Raw genomic sequence first — 20,416 nt, 5'->3', positions numbered from 1 at the left:
TGGGGCATGCATGACGAGATCCCGGCACCCCCGCCCGGCCGCCCGCCGATGCGGGTGACCTGCCCCGAGTGCGACGCCCCCCTGGCCGGGACGTACGAGCGCTGCCCGCGCTGCGCGCTGCTCCTGCGGGGGCCGGTCGCGGCCGAGCTGTGGCGGCTCGACCGGGATCTGGCCGGGCTGCGGGCCCGCGAGGCCGGGCTCCTCGCCCGCCGGGCCCACCTGCTCGGCGTGCTCGGTTCCGAACGGGCCCGCGCGGGGACGGCCGGTCCGGTGGCGCCCGCATCGGGTCCGTCCCCGGCCGCTGCCTCCGGACCCGGCTCCGGCCCTCGGGTGGGGGCCGTGCCGGGAGCCGGTGCCGAGCCTGGGTCCGGAGCCTCCTCCACGGCCGCGGCCGGGCCCGTGCCGGGGCCCGGGTTCGCGGCCGGACCCGGGGACGTGCCGGTTCCGGGACCCGTACCCGTCCCCGTACCGAAGAAGGAGGTCTCGCCCCGGGCGGTGCAGAACCTGCTCCTCGGTCTGGGCGGCCTGTTGCTGGTCGTCGCCGCCGTGGTGTTCACGGTGGTCAGCTGGGGGAGCATGGGCATCGGCGGGAGGGCGGCGGTCCTGGCCGGGGTGACCGGGCTGGCCTTCGCCGCGCCGGTCCCGCTGGTGAGACGCGGCCTCGTCACCACCGCCGAGACCATGGCGATGTTCGGCGTCGCGCTTTTGTTCCTGGACGGCTACGCGGCCCGGCACACGGGGCTGGCGGGGGCCGACGAGCTGACCGGGCCCCACTACGCCGCGCTGCTGTTCACGCTGGTCGCCCTCGCCGTGGCGGGGTACTCGCGGCTGCTCCCGCTGCGGCTGCCGCTGCCCGTCGCGGTCGTCGTCGCCCAGTTCCCGCTCTCGTTCCTCGCCTTCGACGAGTCGGCGTCGTGGATCACCGCGGCCCTCGCCGCCACGGCCGCCGCCGACGCGGCCTTCCTGATCCTCACGGCCCGCCGCGACCCCGCGCCCGTCCCCGCGTCCACCCCCCGGGCCGGGGTGAGAGCGACGGTGGCGGTCTGCTTCGGTGTGGTCTGGGGCCTGGGCGTGTGCCACGGCATCCTGGCCGTCCTCCTGCAGCAGGTGCTCGGCGACGGCCTGGGCGACGGCGTCGCGGCCTCCGCGGCCAAGGGCGCCGTGCTGGTCGCGATGGCCGTGACCGGGCTGGCGGTCGCGCGCCGGGTACGGCACGACGGCCGTCTCGGGGTCGCCACCGCCGTCTCCGCGCTCACCCTGACCGTGGGGCTGGCGGCGCCGTTCCGGCCGCTGTTCCCCAGCGCCTGGGAGGTCGTCCTCTACACCCTGGCGGCCCTGGCCACGGTGGTGGTCATGCTCCGCGCGCCCGGCCTGGACGAGCCGCGGCTCCGCTCGACCGGAGCCCGCTCCGGCGCGGTGCTGGCCGCGGTCACCACGCTCCCGTTCGTGGACGTGGTGCCCTTCGCCCTGCTCAACCGGGGGCAGTACGCCCGCCTGGACGCCGCGGGGAACCTCGGCGCCGCGTGGCCGATCGCGTCCTTCCCGCAGTTCCCGGTCGTGGCCGGGCTGCTGGCCCTGGCCGCGACGGTGGCGGCCCTGCGGGGCCGGCCCCTCCTGGGGTTCGCCGCGATCGCCGCGGGGACGCTCACCGTGGCCGTCGCACCCGTCGCCTTCGGCTGGGGCCACCGGGTGGACCTGGCGGTCCTGTCGGTGCTGGCCGTCGCGCTCGTGGCGGCCCTGGCCCTGGCCACGCGACCGCGGTGGGCGTGGGCCTTCGCGGTGGCGGCCGGGACGGTGTCGGCCGAGGCGCTGGCGGTCGGGCTCGCCACCCGGACGACCACGTACGTCGTGCTCACCGTCCTGCTCGTCGCCTGGGGGGTGGCCGCGTACACCGCCCGGGTGCGGGCGGTGGCGGCGCTCTCGCTGGTCGCGGGCGTGCTCTCGGCGATCGGTCTGGGCTGGACGTTCCTCAGCGGATTCGGATGGGCGGCCGAGGGGGAAGGACTGTCCCTCGCGCTGGCGGCCGGGGCCGTGCTCGCCGCCCTGCTCGTCCTGCCCGCCCTCATGCCGTCCGCCCTCCCGCCTTCCGCGACCTCGCCTTCCGCGACCTCGCCTTCCGCGACCTCGCCTTCCGCGACCTCGCCTTCCGCGACCTCGCCTTCCACGACCCCGGCTTCCGCGGCCTCGGTGGATGACCCGAGACGTCTCACCGGGCTGGTACTGAGCGGGACGCTGGCCCTCCTCGCGGTCCTCACCGCCACCCCGGCCCTGATCGCGATCGGTCGTTTCCACCGGCCCCTCCTGCGGCCCTGGACGGCGCCGGCCTGGCCCGGGGTCGTCCATCCGGTGCTCGCGGCCGTGGTGGTCCTCACCGCGACGGCGGCGGTGCTGGTCTCCTGGCAGATGGCGCGCCGCCCGGGCGCGGTCAGGACGGCCCTGCTGGCCTGGCCCCTGGTCCTGGTGTCCCTGCCGGTCTCGGTCGCCCTGCCGTACGGGACGGAGGTGGCGATGTTCGTCGCCGGGGTGGTCCCGCCGGCGTGGGCGGCGGCGCGCAGCCGCGCGGCCTGGGCCTTCGGCGGGGTGGCGGCGACCTGGGCCGCCTTCGTGGCGATCTCCTGGGCCCTGGCGAGCGAGACCGCCACCCTGGTCGTGCTGCCGGTGCTGGCCGTCGTCGCCGCGGCGGTCGCCCTGCGGGGCCGGGCGGCCGGGGTGGCGCCGGTCGCGGCCGGGCTGGCGACGCTGCTCGCGGGCGGCGAGGCGCTGGCCGCGGGTCTGGCACCGGACTGGCCGGTGCGGTACGCGGCGTTCGGCCCGCTCGCCGTGGCCTGCGCCGCCGCCGTCCTGGCGGGCCGGTTCAGGCGGTCGCCGTTCGCGGCCGGGGTGGAGGCGGCCGGGTACGCGCTGGTGGGCGTGGGCCTGCCGCTCGCGTCGGCCGATCTGCCGACGGCGAGCCTGGCCTGCGCCGTCGCGGGCGTGCTGATGGCCGGGACCGCGCTGCGGCCCGACCGGCGGCGGTGGGCCGGGTACGTGGGGACCGGGTTCCTGCTGGCGGCCTCCTGGCTGCGGCTGCTCGCCTCCGACGTCACCGTGGTCGAGGCCTACACGGTGCCGTTCTCGGTGGTGCTGCTGGTGATCGGTCTCCTGCGGGCGCGGCGCGGGCCGACCTCGTCCTGGGTGGCCTACGGCCCCGGGCTCGCCTCCAGCCTGCTGCCCTCCCTGCTGGCGCTCCTGGGCGGCTCGGGCACGCTCCGGCCGCTGCTGCTCGGCGTGGCCGCGCTGGCCGTGCTGCTGGCCGGTGCCCGGTTCCGGAGCCAGGCGCCGGTCGTGCTCGGCGGGCTGACCCTGGCGGCCGTGGCCCTGCACGAGCTGACGCCGTGGGTCGCGCAGCTGGCCGCGCTGGTGCCCCGGTGGGTGCCGATGGCGCTGGGCGGGCTGCTGCTGGTGGCCGTCGGCGCGACCTACGAGGCGCGCCTGCGGGACGTACGGCGCCTGCGCGCGGCCGTGGGCCGGATGCGCTGACCGTCCCCGCTGGTCGTGGTCCGGTCCCAGGCCGGGGCTACAGGCTCCGGCCGCGGGCGTGGCCCAGGGAGGCGATCACGTCGGCGTCGACAGGGAACCAGCCGTAGAGGTCGGTCATCCGCAGCAGGCGTTCGAGGACCCCGGAGACCCCGGCCAGACGGAGCCAGCCGCCCGCCTCCGAGGTCACGCGTATGCCGCTGAGGAGCGCCCGCAGGCCGGTGGAGTCGCAGAAGCTGATGTCCTCGGCGTCGATGACGATCCGGGTGTGCCGGTCGGAGACCAGCCGCTCGATGGTCGCCCTCAGCAGCCCGCTGGAGTTGCGGTCGATGTCGCCGGTGACGGTGATCACGGTGCAGCCGGTGTGTTCGTGGTGGTCGACGCCGATGGAGAGTTCTCTGCTCATCGCCTCGCATCTCCACCCGGGAACGGTCGACTCGGGCCGCCGTCCGGCCCGATCAAGGTATACCCCGCCCGGACGCCGGCGTGGGCGACGGACCGGAGACATGTGCGTAACGGCGCGTGCACTCACCGGTGACCACACCCGCCGGACCGGCCCGGGGACGGCTCCCCGGGATCGGCATGGAACACGTTCTCATGCCGAAGGTGAATGACCGCATCGCGATTTACTGACCGGACATATTCGCGTATTCCTTGACCGTGCCGTACGGATATCCCGCAATGAACAATGACGACTAAGAACGGTGCCGGTTATCCCTTCTCTTCCGGTGAGGATTGCCGCTAACTTGCGAGCATGCGCGTTCTGGTAACGGGAGCATCAGGTTTCGTCGGCTCGCACGCCGTCCCCGGCCTTCTCGCCGACGGGCACGAGCCGCTGCTCCTCGTGCGCGATCCAGGGAAAACGTGCCGGGTGCTGGCCCGCCTCGGGGTGAACGAGCCCATTTCTCTGCATAAGGCCGATATCCGCGACGCCGCGGCCGTACGGGACGCGCTGGAGGGCTGCGACGCGGTCATTCACGCCGCCGCGGAAATCGGGGTCACCGGCCGCGCGGACGATCTGGACGGTACGAATGTGACGGGGGCGAAGAACGTCCTCGGCCAGGCCGTCGAGCTCGGTCTCGACCCCGTCGTGCACGTCTCCAGCATCAGCGTCTTCGTCCCCCCGTCCGGGCCGGTGATCACGACCGAGAGCCCGCTCTCGGTGCCGAGGAACGAGTACGGCAGGACCAAGATCTCCGCCGAGCGGTACGCCCGGGGCCTCCAGGAGCAGGGGATGCCGGTCACGATCGTCTACCCGTCCGGGGTCGCCGGGCCGTGTCAGCCCTCGCTGGACGCGCTGATGGAGGGCCTGCGCGCCGGCCTGGAGCAGGGCTGGCCGATCACCGAGGGCGGCGTCAACATCGTCGACGTGCGGGACCTGGCCGTCGTGCTCGCCCGCTGTCTCGAACCCGGGCGGGGCCCGCGCCGGTTCATGCTGGGCGGGCACTACCTCACCTGGTCGCAGCTCGCCGACGTCTGCGACGAGGTGACCGGGAGCCGCTGCCGCAGGTTCAGGATCCACCGGGCGGTGCTGCGCGGCGCGGCTGCCGTGGGGGACGCGATGAAGCTGATCAAGGAGATCGACTACCCGCTCACCCGGGACGCCGTCGAGATGATGGTCACGATGGTCCGCACCTACGACACCCCTACCCTGGAGGCGCTCGGAGTGGGCCTGCGCCCGGTGCACGAGACCGTCGCCGACGCGCTGCGCTGGCTGGCGCAGGAGGGACACCTCGACGCCGGCAGGGTCGGCAGGCTGGCGGACAGCGTCGCCCGGTGACGTACCCTCGGGCGGCCGGGCGGTGGCGAGCGTCACGGAAACCATGACGAGCGTCACGCAGAACGGCGACGAGCGTCACGGTCAGGAAACGGTGACGAGCGTCACGGGAAGCGGTGACGGGCTTCACGGGAAGGGGAGGCCGCGATGGACGTCGGGATCGTCGGAGGCGGGATCGTCGGGCTGGCCGTGGCCAGGCAGGCGGCGCTGGCCCACGGGGCCAGGGTGACCGTCCTGGACAAGGAGGACCGCGTCGGCGCCCACCAGACCGGGCACAACAGCGGCGTCGTGCACGCCGGGATCTACTACCGGCCGGGCTCGCTCAAGGCCCGGCTCTGCCGGGAGGGCGTGGCGCTGCTGCGGGAGTACTGCGCCGAGCACCGCCTCCCCTACGCCGAGGTCGGCAAGCTCGTCGTGGCCTCCACCGCGGCCGAGCGGCCCGCGCTGCGCGAGATCGCCGTACGGGCCCGCGCGAACGGGGTGCCCGGGATCGCGGAGCTGGACGCGCTGGCGCTGCGCGAGATCGAGCCGCACGTCGTCGGCACCGGGGCGGTGCACTCCCCGCGTACCGCGATCGCCGACTTCCCCGCCGTCGCCCGCCGCCTGGCCGAGGACGTACGGCAGGGCGGCGGGTCGGTGCTGCTCTCCCACCCGGTGCGGTCCGTCCGGGAGACCGCGGGAGGGGTGCGCGTCGTGGCCGGTGAGCGGACCCTGACCTTCGACCGGCTGATCGTCTGCGCCGGGCTCGGCACCGACGCGGTCGCGCGGATGGCCGGCGCGCCCGGCGACGTACGGATCGTCCCGTTCCGGGGGGAGTACTACGCGCTGGCCGGTACGGCGAGGGACCTGGTCCGCGGGCTCGTCTACCCCGTCCCCGACCCCCGCTACCCCTTCCTGGGCGTGCACCTGACCCGAAGGATCGACGGGGAGGTGCTGGTCGGGCCGAACGCGGTCATGGCCCTGGCGCTGGAGGGCTACTCCTGGCGGGACCTCGCCCCGGCCGAGCTGGCCCGGATCCTGACCTGGCCGGGCACCCGCAGGATGGCCGCCCGGCACTGGCGGACCGGCGTGAAGGAGGTGGCCGGGTCGATCGGCAGGCGGTCGTTCCTGAGGGCCGCGCGCCGCTACGTGCCCGCCCTGACCGCCGGCGATCTGGTCAGGACCACCGGGGGCGTGCGCGCCCAGGCGGTGGACGCCCGCGGCGGCATGCTGGACGACTTCTCGATCGACGTGCACGGCCGCGTCGTCCTGGTGCGGAACGCCCCCTCGCCCGCGGCGACCTCCAGCCTGGCGATCGCCAGGCATATTGTGGGGATAACCTCGACATTGACCAGTTGACTGTTTTCTCATATGGGCCGGTGAGGATAGAGCGGTGACCGATTCGCCCGAGGCCCGCCTGCTGATCGTCGAAGACGAGCCGAACATTCTCGAACTTCTCGCGGCGAGCCTGAGGTTCGCCGGATTCGGCGTCAACACGGCGAGCAACGGCACGGACGCCGTCGCGGCCGTGCAGCGCCACCGCCCCGACCTCATCGTGCTCGACGTGATGCTGCCCGACATGGACGGCTTCGACGTCGTACGGCGCCTGCGCGGTGGCGGCAGCGACACCCCGGTGGTCTTCCTCACCGCCCGCGACGGCACCGAGGACAAGATCCGCGGGCTGACCATGGGCGGTGACGACTACGTGACCAAGCCCTTCAGCCTGGAGGAGGTCGTGGCCCGGATCCGGGCCGTGCTGCGCCGTACCTCCGCCGGTGACCTGCCGCCCCGGCCGCCCCGGCTGACCTTCGCCGACATCGAGCTGGACGAGGAGAGCCACGAGGTCTGGCGCGAGGGCAGGGCGGTGGCGCTGTCGCCGACCGAGTTCAAGCTGCTGCGCTACTTCATGGCGAACGCCGGGCGGGTGCTGTCCAAGGCGCAGATCCTCGACCACGTGTGGGACTACGACTTCCGGGGCGACGTCGGGATCGTGGAGTCCTACGTCTCGGTCCTCCGCCGCAAGATCGACAATGTCGACCCCCGGCTGATCCACACGTTGCGCGGGGTCGGATACGTGCTGCGCCTGCCCCCGGGGCCGTGATGCTGGACACGACCCCGCTCCGGGTGAAGCTGATCGCGATCATCCTGATCCTGCTCACGATCGCGCTGACGCTCATCGGGATCGGCAGCGTCTCGATCATGCGCGGCTACCTGATCGACCGCGTCGACGGCCAGATCGGCATGATCGTCGACACCGCGCTGCGCCGGATGCACCGGGGGGCCACGCCCATCGGCAGGCCGCTCTCCCCGGACGCGAAGCTGGAGCTGCGCAACCACGCGGGCGAGGTCTTCGCCGCGTTCAGCGGGGCCGACGTGGAGGACAGGCCGGGGCCGGGCGTCCCGGCGGGCCAGGGCGCGCTGCCGTTCGACAGCGGCGACTGGCGGGTCCGTACGGTGCCGACGCAGGACGGAAGCCTCGTCGTGGCCGTGGACATGGGCGAGGTGCACCAGATCGTCGGCCAGCTCGCCCTGGTGGAGGTGCTCGGCGGGAGCGGCCTGGTGCTGATGCTCGCCGGGGCCGGGGTGCTGATCATCCGCAGGAGCCTGCGCCCGCTGGAGGAGATCGAGCGCACCGCCGAGGCCATCGCCGCAGGGGACCTGAGCCGCCGCGTCCCCGACGCCGACCCGCGTACCGAGGTGGGCCGCCTGGGCCGCTCGCTCAACGGCATGCTCGCCCAGATCGAGGCGGCCTTCCAGGCCCGGTCGGAGTCGGAGTCCTCGGCCCGCAGGTCGGAGGAGCGCATGCGCAGGTTCGTCGCGGACGCCTCGCACGAGCTCCGTACCCCGCTGACCTCGATCCGCGGCTTCGCGGAGTTCTACCGGCAGGCGCCCGGCATCGACGCCGCGCCGCTGATGCGCAGGGTGGAGTCGGAGGCGGTCCGGATGGGCCTGCTGGTCGACGACCTGCTGATGCTCGCCCGGCTGGACCAGCAGCGGCCGCTGGTCATGCGCCCGGTCGACCTGCTGGCCATCGCCGCCGACGCCGTCCACGACGCCCGCATCCTCGCCCCCGAGCGCGAGATCGGCCTCTCGGTGGACGGCTCCGCGCTCATCGTCTCCGGCGACGAGGTACGGCTCCGCCAGGTGGTGGGCAACCTCATGACCAACGCGCTCACCCACACCCCCGCGGGCACCCCGGTGCGGGTGGCGCTCTCCGGCGAGAACGACATGGCCCTCATCGAGGTCGCCGACGAGGGGCCCGGCCTGACCGCCGAGCAGCGCGAGCGGGTCTTCGAGCGGTTCTACCGCGCCGACTCGGCCCGGGGCCGGCGCGCTCCCGAGGACGGCGGGAGCGGGCTCGGGCTGTCGATCGTGGCCGCGATGGTCGAGGCGCACGGCGGCGACGTCGCGGTGGAGTCGGAGCCGGGCAAGGGCGCGACGTTCCGGGTCTTCCTCCCCCTGGCGTCGGAGTCCGACTGACCCCGCCGTCCCGGACCGCCGGGTCCCGCCGTCCGGACCCGGACCGGGACCCGGACCGGGACCCGGACCGGGACCCGGCGCGGGCGCGGGCCCGAGCCGGGTTCCGGTTCCGGCCGAGCGGGACTCCTCCCAGCAAACCTTCAGCCCCGGCTGAGCGGCGTTCCAGCGAGGTGGGCGAACCTCGGGGTGTGCCGGACAGAGTGGAAGCCCGTCTGCTGGTCGTGGACGACGAACCGAACATCAGGGAGCTGCTCTCGGCGAGCCTGCGCATGTCCGGGTTCGAGGTGATGACCGCGGTGGACGGCCGGGAGGCCGTGCACTTCGCCGAACGCCTCCGTCCCGACCTCGTCGTGCTGGACGTGATGCTCCCCGACATGGACGGCTTCACCGTGGCCGGACGGCTGAGGGAGACGAACGGGCAGGTCCCCGTGCTCTTCCTGACCGCGCGGGACGGCACGGACGACAAGGTCACCGGGCTGCGCGTGGCCGACGACTACGTGACCAAGCCGTTCAGCCTGGAGGAGCTCCTCGCCCGGATCAGGGCCGTGCTCCGCCGTACCCGGGGGGATCTCGACCTGCCCACCCGGTTGCAGGTCGGCGACCTGGAGCTGGACGAGGAGGCGCATCAGGTCTGGCGCTCCGGGGTGCCGGTGCGGCTGTCGCCGACCGAGTTCAAGCTGCTGCACTACTTCATGGTCAACAGCGGCAGGGTGCTGTCCAAGGCGCAGATCCTCGACCACGTCTGGAACTACGACTTCGGCGGCGACGCCGGGGTGGTCGAGTCCTACGTCTCCTACCTCCGCCGCAAGGTCGACACGGCCGAGCCGAGGCTCATCCACACCCTCCGCGGGGTGGGCTACGTCCTGCGCCCGCCGCAGAGTGATTGAATTTTCAGCCGATATTCAGCTCCGACTGACCCGATTCGCAGTTTTGTGTGTTCAAATAGACGAAGCACGACCCCCGATCACCTCGGAACCGTCCGAGAGGCTCGGGTTCGCCTCCAGCTGCGGGGGAGACGAACCCTGTACGGCCTCCGGATGAGATCCGAGGGCAGGGCCCCACCGCTTTACCGAGTTCGCCCCCGTAACCCGGTCGAGCGGTGGGGCCAAACGCGTCTAGAGGGGTCCTCGCAGGGCAGGACGACCGTATGGGTGACAACGACGGTCTTCTGGAGACGCTGCGGGAGCTGCGGCGGCATCTCGGCCGCGAGCTGTTCCCCCTCGCGATCGGCGACGTGACGGCCGACCGCCGCGCGGCGCGCGAGCTGTCCGGGCAGCTCGACGACTACCTCATTCCCCGGCTGACCTCGATCGACGCTCCGCTGCTCGCCGTCGTCGGCGGCTCCACCGGGGCGGGCAAGTCCACGCTGGTGAACTCCCTGGTGGGCGCGGACGTCTCCGAGCCCGGGGTGCTGCGGCCCACGACCATGGCCCCGACCCTGGTCACCTCCTCGGCCGACCGGGAGTGGTTCACCGCCCAGAACGTGCTCCCCGGCCTGTCCCGCGTCACCGGTGGCGGCCGGGGCCAGCCGGGAACGATCCGGATCGTCACCGCCTCGGCCGTCCCGCCGGGCCTGGCCCTGCTCGACGCCCCGGACATCGACTCGATCGTCACCGCCAACCGCGAGCTGGCCGCGCAGCTGCTGTCGGCCGCCGACCTGTGGCTGTTCACCACCACCGCCGCCCGCTACGCGGACGAGGTCCCCTGGAGCTTCCTGCGTACGGCCAGGGAGCGCAGCACGGCGCTGGCCATCGTGCTGTCCCGGGTCCCGCCCGAGGCCCTGGGCGTGGTGCGCAAGGACCTGACCCGGCTGCTGGAGGCCAACGGGCTGGGCGGCACCCGGCTGTTCGAGGTGCCCGAGCTGGTGCTGCCCGAGGAGAACGCCCGGCTGCCCCGCCAGGCCGTCCAGCCGGTCGCCGACTGGCTCCTGGCGCTCGCCGCCGACTCCCGCTCCCGGGCCGAGGTGGTGCGCCAGACCCTGTCGGGCGCGCTGGAGAGCCTGGCCACCCGGGTGCCCGCCCTCGCCGCCGCGGTCGAACGCCAGCACGCCGGGGCCGCGGAACTGCGCTCGATGGCGGACGGGGCCTACGCGGTGGGGCTGTCCACCTTCGACGAGGGCATGCGGGACGGGACGCTGCTGCGCGGGGAGGTGCTGGCCCGCTGGCAGGACTTCATCGGGACCGGCGACCTGATGCGCTCCCTGGAGAGCCGGGTCGGCCGGTTCAGGGACCGGCTCGTGGCGCTCGTCATGGGGCGTCCCGCGCCCGAGAACGAGCTGCGGGTCGCGCTGGAGAGCGGGGTGGAGTCGCTGATCAGGGCCTCGGCCGACGGCGCCGCCGAGCGCCTGATGGAGTCGTGGTCGTCGCACCCGGCCGGGCGGGCGCTGCTGGAGGACGCCGGGGTGGAGGTCACCTCCCGTCTCGGCAGGGCCTCGGCCGACCTGCCCGCCAGGGCGCAGGAGGCCGTCAGGGGATGGCAGTCCTACGTGCTCGACCTGGTCCGGCAGGAGGGGGCCGACAAGCGGACCACCGCGCGGATCACCTCCTACGGCCTGAACGGGGCCGGCCTGCTGCTCATGATCGCGGTGTTCGCCTCGACCGGCGGGCTGACCGGCATCGAGGTCGGCATCGCCGGAGGCACCAGCGTGCTCAGCCAGAAGGTCCTGGAGGCCGTCTTCGGCGACCAGGCCGTCCGTACCCTCACGGTCAAGGCCCGCTCCGACCTGCGGGCCCGCGTGGCGATCCTGCTGGGCCAGGAGGCCGACCGCTTCACCGACCTGCTGGACGCCGTCCAGCCCCCGGACGAGACCGCCCCGGCCCTGCGCGGCACCGCCGACGCCGTACGCGAGCACCTGCGCGAGCTGCCCGTCGCGAACCGCCGGGCCGCGCTCCCCGCGAGCTCCGCGAGCTCCGCGAGCTCCGCGGGTTCAGCAGGCTCCGCGGGCTCGGCGCGGCAGGTGGGCTCCGCGCCCGGGACGCCCGGGACGCCCGGGACGCCGGAGATCGCTCCCCGGGCGGACGGCGATCCCGGGGGCCCGCCGGGGCCGCACGAAGGTCCCGCCGGGGTGCCCCGGGCGAACGGTACAGAGGGGGGCGAGGCGTGAAACTGCTGCGACGTACGAAGACGGTGTCGCTGGACGACCGGCTGGAGGCGCTGGCACGGGCCGCCGACCTCGCGGACGGACGGCTGGACGCCGACGCGGTGGCCGCCGCGCGGTCGGTGGTCTCCCGCGCCGGGGTACGGGCCAGCCTGTCGGTCGACCACACCGCGGTCGCGCTGGCCGGTGCCACCGGCAGCGGCAAGTCCTCGCTGTTCAACCTGCTCTCGGGCACCTCGCTCGCCACGGTCGGGGTCACCAGGCCGACCACCTCCACCGCCCAGGCGGCCCTGTGGGAGGGGAGCGGCGCGGGCCCCCTGCTCGACTGGCTGGAGATCCCCCGCCGCCACGAGCTCGTGAACGCCCAGGACGCAGGGGACCGTACGGACCGGGCGGACCGGATGGCCTGGCCGAAGGAGGACGACACCCTCGACCCCGGCCCGGACGCCGTCCTGCGGCCGTCCGGCACGGCCGCGGGGGCCGGGCCGGGGTCCGGCGCGGCGTCCCGGCCGTCCGGCACGGCGCTCCAGACGTCCGGTGCGGCAGGGCAGGCGTTCGGGACGGACGGGGAGGCCGCGGGGCTGATCCTGCTGGACCTGCCCGACCACGACTCGATCGAGCCCTCGCACCGGATGGAGGTGGACCGGCTCGTCGAGCTGGTCGACCTGCTGGTCTGGGTGCTCGACCCGCAGAAGTACGCCGACGCGGCCGTTCACGACCGCTACCTGCGGCCGCTGGCCCGCCACCGCGACGTCATGGTCGTCGTCCTCAACCAGATCGACCGGCTCTCCCCGGCCGCCGCCGAGCGGTGCATGAAGGATCTGCGGCGGCTCCTGGACGAGGACGGCCTGACCGGGGTGCCGGTGGTCGGGATCTCCACCCGGACCGGCGCGGGCGTTCCCGAACTGCGCTCCCTGCTCGTCTCGCGGGTCGCCGACCGGCGCTCCTGGGCCGCCCGCCTCGCCGCCGACGCGGGCATGGCCGCGGACGAGCTGCTGCGCGCGTCCGGTGTCGCCCCCGGCGAGACGCTCTCCGCCGACGCCGGGACCAGGCCCGAGGGGCTGGTGCGATCACTGCGGGACGCGCTCTCGGAGGCGGCCGGGGTGCCGGTGGTCGTGCAGGCCGTGGCCAGGTCGCACCGGCACCGCTCGATCGCCGCCACCGGGTGGCCGCCGACCCGGTGGATCCGGCGCCTGCGCCCGGACCCGCTCCGGCGCCTGCGCCTGGACGCGGCGAGCCGGACCCCGGCCGGCACGCGCGACACCGATGACGCCGACGGGAGCGAGATCGTCGGCCGGACGTCGATCCCGGCCGCGACCGTCGTCCAGCGCTCGCGGATGGACACCGCGATCCGGGAGGCCGCCGGAACCGCCTCGGCCGGGCTGCCCGCGCCGTGGGCGACGGCCGTGCGCCAGGCGGCGAGGTCGCGCGGGGACGAGCTGGAGGACGGCCTGGACCGGGCGGTGGCGACCACCTCGCTCGGGGTGTCGCGGCGGCCCCTGTGGTGGCGGCTCGCCGGGGTGGCGCAGTGGCTGGCGCTCGCGACCGTGCTGGCCGGGGCGATCTGGCTGGTCGTCCTGGTGGCCCTGGACTACCTGAGGCTCCCGCAGCTCTACCTGCCGACCGCGGGGGAGCTGCCCTGGCCCAGCGCGCTGCTGATCGGAGGGGTCCTGCTCGGTCTGCTGATCGCGCTGCTCTCCCGGGTGGCCGCCTGGCTGGGCGGCCGTCGCCGCGCGCGCAAGGCGGCCCGGTCGCTGCGCGAGAGCGTCGAACGGGTCGGCCGTGAGCTGGTGCTGGAGCCGGTGGAGGAGGAGCTGACGCGCTACCGGAACTTCACCGAGGCGATCGCGGTGGCCGGGGACGGCGCCCGGACCTGACGGGACGCCCTGAGTTTTCGGACATGAGGGATTTAACGTTCAGTCGAGCCTGTAACGTCTCTAGCGCGTATTTTCGCTGATCCACCACCCGGCCACCTCGCACGCGAACCGGCCGGTTCCCCCCGCCATCCGGAGTCATCAAATGCCCGCAGCACTTGAGATCCACGGCCTGTGCAAGACCTTCGGTGAGAAGGTAGCCGTCGATCACGTGAACCTGACCATCCCCCAGGGCTCCTTCTACGGGCTCGTCGGCCAGAACGGCGCCGGCAAGACCACCACCCTGTCCATGGCCGTCGGCCTGCTGCGCCCCGACGAGGGCCACGCGCGGATCTTCGGCGCCGACGTCTGGTCCGATCCGGCCACGGCCAAGACGTTGGTCGGCGTCCTGCCCGACGGGATGGCCATGCCCGAACGGCTCACCGGCCGCGAGGTGCTGACCTACCTCGGACTGCTCCGCGGGCTGCCGCGCGACGTCGTCGACCGCCGCGCCGACGAGCTGCTGTCCGTGCTGGAGCTCGACGTGGCCGAGAAGACGCTCGTCATCGAGTACTCCACCGGCATGCGCAAGAAGATCGGCCTGGCCACCGCCCTGCTGCACGCGCCGAGGCTGCTCGTGCTCGACGAGCCCTTCGAGGCGGTGGACCCCGTCTCCGCCGCGACGATCAAAACGATCCTGCGCGGCTTCGTGGCCGGGGGCGGCTCCGTCGTGCTCTCCAGCCACGTCATGGCCCTGGTGGAGCAGCTCTGCGACCACGTCGGAGTGATCGACAAGGGCCGGGTGGCCGCCGCGGGGCCCCTGGACGAGGTCCGCGGCACCGGCTCCCTGGAGGACACCTTCGTCGAGCTGGTCGGCACCTCCGACGGCGGATCGAAGGAGCTGACATGGCTGTCGAGCTGACCATGGTCCGGATGAAGGTGGCCGTGCTCCGTCACTCGATGACGGGACAGCGGGCCGGCTTCGTCTTCATGGGCGCGCTGCTCGGCCTGACCCTCGCGGCCGGCACGATCATCGCGGCCCTGTCCGGGGCCGACCTGCTCGTGGCCGTCTACGCCGTCTGGATGCTGGGCTGGGTGCTCGGCCCCGTCTTCGCCGGCGGCGGCGACGAGACGCTCCGCCCGGAGTACTTCACGCTGCTCGGCCTGCGCCCGCGCCGCCTGGCCTCGGGACTGCTCATGGCGGCCTTCGTCGGGGTGGCGCCCGCGATCAGCCTGATCGCCCTGGCCGGGCTGGCGGTCCTCGGCGTGCGGCAGGGGGTCGTGGCCGCGCTCGTCTCGCTCCCCGCGATGCTGCTCCAGCTCGCCGTGTTCGTCCTGCTCTCCCGGGTCGCGGTCGCCGTGCTCGGCCTGGCCCTGCGCTCCCGCGTGGGCGCGATCGGCGCGGGCCTGGCCAACGGCGTGATCCTGGCGTTCCTGGGCCAGATCTGGGTCGTCTTCGTGGTGCTCGGGGAGACGAACGGCATCCCGCCGGTGGTGACGGACCTGGCCCGCCGGTTGCCCTCCGGCTGGGGGACGGTCGCGGTCGAGGCCGCCGGGTCCGCCGACTGGCTCCGGGTGCTTGCGGCCCTGGGCGGGATGGCGCTGCTGGTCGTCCTGCTGCTGGCCGCGTGGGCGGTGCTGCTCACCCGGAGGGCCGGCGCGTCCAGGGCGGCCACGAGGGGACGGCGCCCGATCCGGGCCACCACCGCCTCCGGCGCCGTACTGGCCAAGGAGGCGCGTACCTGGTCGCGTGACCTGGTGCGCACCCATCAGCTGACCTTCGCCCTCGCCTACGGCGTGTGCTTCGCCGCGGCCCCGCTGCTGATGGGCTGGACCGGGATGCTGCCCTGGGCGGGACCGGTCTTCGTCGTGATGGCCGCGGCCATGTCGGCCAACCTCTACGGCACCGACGGCACCGCGCTGTGGCTGACGCTCATGACCCCCGGCGCGAGCGACGTCCGCGGGCGGCAGCACGCGTGGCTGCTGTCGGTCGCGCCCCTCGCCGTCGTGCTGACGGTCGGCCTGGCCCTGGTCACCGGCGGGCCGTGGCCCATGCTGCTCGCCGTCCTGCCCGCACTGCTGGGTGGCGGTGCCGGGCTGGTCGCCCTGGTCTCGGTGTACGGGCTCATCCCCGGCACCGACCCGCACCGGCGCGGTGGCAACCCGCTGCGCTCCACCGACGACGACGGCGCGGTCACCGGCATGGTGTACGCGGTGCTGATGCTGGCGATCCTCACCGCGGCCCCCGCGGTGATCGTGGCGGCGCTGTACGGCTGGGCGGGCGTGGCCGTCGGCGTCCTGACCGGGATCCTCTGGTACTGGGGGCTCGGGCTGCTCGCCGAGCGACGGTTGCTCGCGCAGGGGCCCGAACTGCTCAACATGATGCGCACCGGCCGCAGGTCGTCCTCCGGGCCGAGCGGCACGCCGGGCGTCCGGACCGGTTTCGAGGACCTGCCGCGCCACGAGCAGATCATCGTGGGGCTCTGCTTCATGGTGGGCGCGATCCCGTTGTTCCCGCAGGGGCTGGTGGCCGGATACCTCAAGGCGACGGGAAGCCCGACGCGTGCGTGGTTCCTGGCCCTCTACCTGCCGCCGTGGCTGCAGTGGCCGACGATCGTGTTCATGGTCCTGCTGGGGGTGGCGATCTACGCGACGGGCGTGATCATCCCCTATCGCCGCAGGAGGCTCTCCCGGGCCGCGGCGGACGCCGAGCCGGTCGAGCCGGCGGCGGTCGCGAGCGGCCGCCGATGACGCGGGGGCGGGCGCGGAGAAGGTGAGCCGCCGCCCGTCCGGACGAGATCGGCACGGCCGGTGTCCGGGGGCCGGGACGGCGGGAGTCGCGCCGGCGCCGAGGTGATGCGTGGGATCGAGCGCCTCCCGGTAAGGGGGGACGGCCCGGAAAGGGGGATCGGTGGCCGTCGCCCGGGAGGCGCTCATCCGCGTCCGCCGTACCGTCGCACCGGGCCGGCCGCTGCCGGGCGGTGCGTCAGGGGGCGGAGCGCGTCATGCGGTGAGGTTCACGTAGTAGGTCGAGTAACCGTTCATGTCGACCAGGCGGGTACCGACGAGCCTGGCGGCGGTGCTGCCGATGCCCAGGCAGGAGTCGAAGGCGTTCTGGTAGACGTACATCGGGCCGTACGGGCCGGTCCAGACGGCCCCGTTGGCGGCTTCGGCGTAGAAGGCGGCGTAGCGGTTGGTGGTGTTGAGGACGAACGCCTCGCCGCCCGGGTCGATCGCCCACCAGCCCCGGGTGCCCCACTGGCCGTAGTCGCGGCAGCCGTCCGGGCTGTAGAACATGATCGCGACCCACACCTTGGAGCTGTAGCGGTTGCGGAAGCGCAGTTGCATGTCTACTCCTCCGATGCCGTTTCCGTGAAGCGCAGGGCCAGCGGTCTGTCGTCGAGCTCCTCGTCGGCCAGCGGGGGCAGGGGGTCGCCGCCCTTGGCGGCCACGGCGGTGCGGTCGGCCACCCCGGGGCGCTGGTCCGTCTGGCCCGTGTCGGCCGTCGTCAGGTCCGTGAAGGCCACCCGGGGGTCGGGAGGGATCTCCGTGCCGTTGTCCGGCATGTGCTCACCTACTTCCTGTCATGTCGAAGGGTGATCGAACGACAGCATAAAGTAGTCATCATGGTCATGTAAATAATCGTTTTCATTTTCGTGATGACGGGGCGCCCGGCCTGGTCTCGCGAGACCACTCGTCGCGTATTGCGTGCATATCGCAACCATCGTAATGTGTGCGATATGCACGCATCTTCTTCCGGCGGCACCGCCGTGCCCTCCCGGCCCTCCCGGTCCTCCCGCGCGACGCGGTTCGCCTTCGCCGCCCTGCTGGCGGGCATGTTCATGGCCCAGCTGGACGGCAACGTCGTGGTCGCCGCCCTCCCGGCCATGGCCGCCGACCTGCGATCGGGCGGCGCGATCGCCGCCGTCACCGCCGTCTACCTGCTCACCGTCACCGTCTCCACCCCCGTGCACGGCAAGCTCGGTGACCTGCTCGGCCGCCGCGCGGTCTTCCACGGCGCCCTGCTGATCTTCGCCGCCGGATCGCTGGCCTGCGCCCTGGCCCCCTCCCTTCCCGCCCTGATCGCCGCGCGGGCGGTCCAGGGCGTCGGCGGGGGCGGCCTGGTGGTCACCGCGATCAGCGCCCTGGCGCAGATGTTCACCCGCGAGGAGCTGATCAGGCGCCAGGGGTACCTCATCGGCGTCATGGCGCTCTCCTCGCTGGCCGGGCCGCCCCTGGGCGGTCTGCTGGCGGCCGGACCCGGCTGGCGGTGGATCTTCACGATCAACCTCCCGCTCTGTGCCGTCGCCGCGCTCCTGGCGCTGCGCGGGCTTCCGGGACGGCCGCCGGAGCGGGCCCGTACCCCGTTCGACCTGGCCGGTGCCCTGCTCGTCGCGGCCGTCGGAGGCGGTACGGTCGCGCTGGGAGCCTCGGAGTCCCTGGCCCGCAGCCCGCTCGGCGCCGGCGCCGGCGCCGTGGTCGCGGCCGTCGCCGTCTGCGCGGTCCTGTTCGTCCGGACCGAGCGCCGGGCCGCCGAGCCGCTGATCCCGCCGTCCCTCTTCGCCGATCGCGGCCTGGCCCGCAGCATCGTCGCGACCGGCCTGGCCGGTGTCGCGCTGTTCGGCACCTTCGCCTTCGTCCCGATGGCCGTCCAGGAGGGGACCGGCGCGGACGGCGGGCGCACGGGCCTGCTGCTGCTGGCCCTGACCGGTGGCCAGCTCGCGGCCACCTCGGCCTTCTCCGTCCTGGCCCGCCGCCGGCCGGCCGTCACCGGCTGGGGCCGTCTCGCCCTCGTCATGGGCGTCGCCGGTACGGCGGCGCTGGCCCTGCTCCCCGCCCTGCACCAGGCCCCGCGCCCGCTGTCGGTCGCGATCGCCGTGCTCGGCATGGCCCTGGCGGGCGGCGCCCTGGGTCTGTCCATGCAGGCGTACACGCTGATCGCCCAGGGGCGTGCCCGTCCCGAGCAGATCGGCGCGGCGATGGGCACCCTGACCTTCGCCCGCCAGCTCGGAGGCTCGCTCGGCACCGCCGCGTTCGGCTGGATCCTGCTCGTCGCGCCCGGTACGCGCGCCGGCCTGACCCTCGTCCTCGCGACGGCCGCGGCCTGCCTGCTGGCCGCCCTGCTCGTGTCACCCCGCACCGAGGACGACCCGGCGCCCCGTCCTTCACGGGACGTGAGGGTTCAGGAACCCTCGTAGAGACGGGTCAGGTCGACGAGCTGGACGTCCACGCGGTCCCGTGCGGTCTCCCGCAGCTGGGGCATGAAACCGGCGGCGCCGAACAACAGAAGCCGGGTGCCCGGGGTGGCGCGGTCGTCGCGACGGATGAGAAGTTCCCGGAGGCGCTCGAGGCGCTCAAGGTGACCACGGCCGATGACGTCGCCGTACTTCGCCTCACCGATCGCGAGGATGACCTCCCCGCCCTCGTCGTTACGTCCGAAGACGACGACGTCGATCTCGTGGCTGCTCTTGGCCGCAGGGTCGGGCAGGACGCCGGAGGCGACACGGGTGCGCAGACCACCGAGGGTTTCGGCATGGGCGTACCAGCGCGTCCAGGTGCGGGCCAGGTGTTCGAAGTGCGGGCGGAGGATCTTGCTGTGAAACGCCGTCCGCGAACGCCGCCAGACCTGTTCGGCGTAACCGGGACGCTCCAGGTCGGTCCACTCCGGCCTCATGATCGCGTGGTAGAAGCTGAGGATGGGCTCGGTGATGCGATAGGTGGAACGTTTGCCGTGGAAGGCGTCCGGATCGCGGGCGATCATTCCGACGTCCTCCAGGAGCGTCAGGGAATGGCCCAGGTCGGTGGACTTGCGGCCGAGGTAACCGGCGATGCCGCCCCGAGTGTGGTTGCCGTTCGCGATCGCCGACAGGACACCGTGGTACAGGGCGACGTCCCGTAGCTCGGGCTCCTCGGCGAGGAGGAACCGGGCCTCGCGGAAGAGGGGACGGCCCGGGTTGAGCACATTACGCGTCACCCACGGTCCGAAGTCGTCGATGCCGGAGGGGACGTCGCCGAGGGTGAATTCGCGTCTGTAGGCGGGGGTACCGCCGACGACGGCGTTGACCTGCAACGCCAGGGCCGGATCGGCGATGCCCCAGAAGTCCCTGGCCAGCCGGTAGTCGAGGGTGGGGACCATCAGCTCCAGGCTCGCGCGACCACGGAGCGGCGCGGTTCCCGCGAGGAGTGAGCCCATGAAGGACAGGGCCGACCCGCACAGCAGGAGCCGTACCGCGCTGCCGTGACGCTGCCCCTGGGGGCCGAGAGCCCGCTGGATCAGGGAGGGCAGGTGCGGGGAGGCCTTGGCCAGATAGGGGAACTCGTCGATGACCACGGGGGTCGGCCCGGCGACGGCGATGGTCATCAGGGATTCGACGGCCTCGTCCCAGTTCGCGAACCTGCGAGGGACCGGCTCTCCGAGATGACGGGCGAGGGCCGTACCGAACTGCTGGAGAGATTCGGTCTCGGTCGCCTCGGTCGCGGCGAAGTAGAACCCGCCCGTGGCCCGGCAGACCGCGTCCAGGAGGAAGGTCTTGCCCTGGCGGCGGCGTCCGGACACCACGCCGAGCGTCGCCTCCGGTCCGGTGTAGCGGACGAAGCGCGACAGTTCCGACCACTCGTAGTCGCGGTCGAACATTCCCGCGGGCTTGTCCATGCGCATCTCCGTCAATGATGAAGACGTTTATTATAGGTCGGCTCATCATTGAATCCCGGTAT

15 protein-coding genes are annotated in these 20,416 nt (G+C 73.6%); 11 read left to right on the top strand and 4 right to left on the bottom strand.

Annotated features, from left to right (window positions below; translation table 11 throughout):
* Positions 1–6: 6 nt before the first annotated feature.
* Entirely contained in the window at positions 7–3,519 is a 3,513-nt protein-coding gene (locus ACIBCT_RS29275) for an SCO7613 C-terminal domain-containing membrane protein (RefSeq protein WP_399193962.1), read from the top strand.
* Between the two features lie 37 nt (positions 3,520–3,556).
* Here the strand turns inward: ACIBCT_RS29275 and ACIBCT_RS29270 are convergent, their stop codons facing one another.
* Positions 3,557–3,922: an STAS domain-containing protein gene (locus ACIBCT_RS29270; RefSeq protein ID WP_344899647.1), complete on the bottom strand. Its 366-nt coding sequence runs from the start codon at positions 3,920–3,922 to the stop codon at positions 3,557–3,559.
* 348 nt (positions 3,923–4,270) lie between these two features.
* On the opposite strand from ACIBCT_RS29270, the gene ACIBCT_RS29265 reads away from it, so the two are divergent.
* The 9 genes from ACIBCT_RS29265 (at position 4,271) to ACIBCT_RS29225 (ending at position 16,453) form a co-directional block, all read left to right on the top strand.
* Entirely contained in the window at positions 4,271–5,296 is a 1,026-nt protein-coding gene (locus ACIBCT_RS29265; protein WP_399193960.1) for an NAD-dependent epimerase/dehydratase family protein, read from the top strand.
* A 144-nt stretch (positions 5,297–5,440) separates the two neighbouring features.
* Positions 5,441–6,631, top strand: a complete 1,191-nt coding sequence (gene lhgO / locus ACIBCT_RS29260) for an L-2-hydroxyglutarate oxidase (RefSeq protein ID WP_399193958.1) — start codon at positions 5,441–5,443, stop codon at positions 6,629–6,631.
* A gap of 34 nt (positions 6,632–6,665) precedes the next feature.
* A complete protein-coding gene (locus ACIBCT_RS29255) occupies positions 6,666–7,373 on the top strand; it encodes a response regulator transcription factor (RefSeq protein WP_399193956.1) in 708 nt (235 codons plus the stop codon).
* Complete coding sequence (locus ACIBCT_RS29250; RefSeq protein ID WP_399193954.1) at positions 7,373–8,752, top strand: ATP-binding protein; 1,380 nt, start codon at positions 7,373–7,375, stop codon at positions 8,750–8,752. Before ACIBCT_RS29255 ends, ACIBCT_RS29250 begins: the two co-directional genes overlap by 1 nt.
* Before the next feature lie 200 nt (positions 8,753–8,952).
* On the top strand, positions 8,953–9,639 hold the full coding sequence (locus tag ACIBCT_RS29245; RefSeq protein ID WP_399193952.1) for a response regulator transcription factor: 687 nt from the start codon (positions 8,953–8,955) through the stop codon (positions 9,637–9,639).
* Positions 9,640–9,899: 260 nt separating this feature from the next.
* The gene (locus tag ACIBCT_RS29240; RefSeq protein WP_399193950.1) at positions 9,900–11,855 is read left to right on the top strand and encodes an ABC transporter; all 1,956 of its coding nucleotides are present in this window, start codon (positions 9,900–9,902) and stop codon (positions 11,853–11,855) included.
* A complete protein-coding gene (locus ACIBCT_RS29235) occupies positions 11,852–13,726 on the top strand; it encodes a GTPase family protein (protein ID WP_399193948.1) in 1,875 nt (624 codons plus the stop codon). The genes ACIBCT_RS29240 and ACIBCT_RS29235 overlap by 4 nt, the downstream gene beginning before the upstream one ends.
* A 142-nt stretch (positions 13,727–13,868) precedes the next feature.
* Complete coding sequence (locus ACIBCT_RS29230; protein WP_399193946.1) at positions 13,869–14,624, top strand: ABC transporter ATP-binding protein; 756 nt, start codon at positions 13,869–13,871, stop codon at positions 14,622–14,624.
* Positions 14,609–16,453 (top strand): hypothetical protein, encoded by a 1,845-nt coding sequence (locus ACIBCT_RS29225; protein WP_399193944.1) that lies wholly within the window; start codon positions 14,609–14,611, stop codon positions 16,451–16,453. The genes ACIBCT_RS29230 and ACIBCT_RS29225 overlap by 16 nt, the downstream gene beginning before the upstream one ends.
* Before the next feature lie 252 nt (positions 16,454–16,705).
* Here ACIBCT_RS29225 and ACIBCT_RS29220 read toward each other — a convergent pair whose 3' ends face one another.
* Positions 16,706–17,050, bottom strand: a complete 345-nt coding sequence (locus ACIBCT_RS29220) for a DUF1036 domain-containing protein (protein WP_344899627.1) — start codon at positions 17,048–17,050, stop codon at positions 16,706–16,708.
* 2 nt (positions 17,051–17,052) lie between these two features.
* On the bottom strand, positions 17,053–17,268 hold the full coding sequence (locus tag ACIBCT_RS29215) for a hypothetical protein (RefSeq protein WP_399193942.1): 216 nt from the start codon (positions 17,266–17,268) through the stop codon (positions 17,053–17,055).
* A gap of 174 nt (positions 17,269–17,442) precedes the next feature.
* Here ACIBCT_RS29215 and ACIBCT_RS29210 point away from each other — a divergent pair, with 174 nt between their 5' ends.
* Positions 17,443–18,900 carry an MFS transporter gene (locus ACIBCT_RS29210; RefSeq protein WP_399193940.1) on the top strand — a complete coding sequence of 486 codons (1,458 nt, stop codon included), beginning with the start codon at positions 17,443–17,445 and terminating at the stop codon, positions 18,898–18,900.
* Here the strand turns inward: ACIBCT_RS29210 and ACIBCT_RS29205 are convergent.
* Complete coding sequence (locus ACIBCT_RS29205) at positions 18,885–20,354, bottom strand: ATP-binding protein (RefSeq protein WP_399193938.1); 1,470 nt, start codon at positions 20,352–20,354, stop codon at positions 18,885–18,887. The genes ACIBCT_RS29210 and ACIBCT_RS29205 overlap by 16 nt on opposite strands.
* Between the last annotated feature and the right edge of the window lie 62 nt (positions 20,355–20,416).

This window comes from Streptosporangium sp. NPDC050855 (genome assembly GCF_044456585.1).
Lineage (GTDB): Bacteria > Actinomycetota > Actinomycetes > Streptosporangiales > Streptosporangiaceae > Streptosporangium > Streptosporangium longisporum.
The sequence above is the reverse complement of the archived record's forward strand: the minus strand, read 5'-3'. Positions and strand labels throughout refer to the sequence as shown.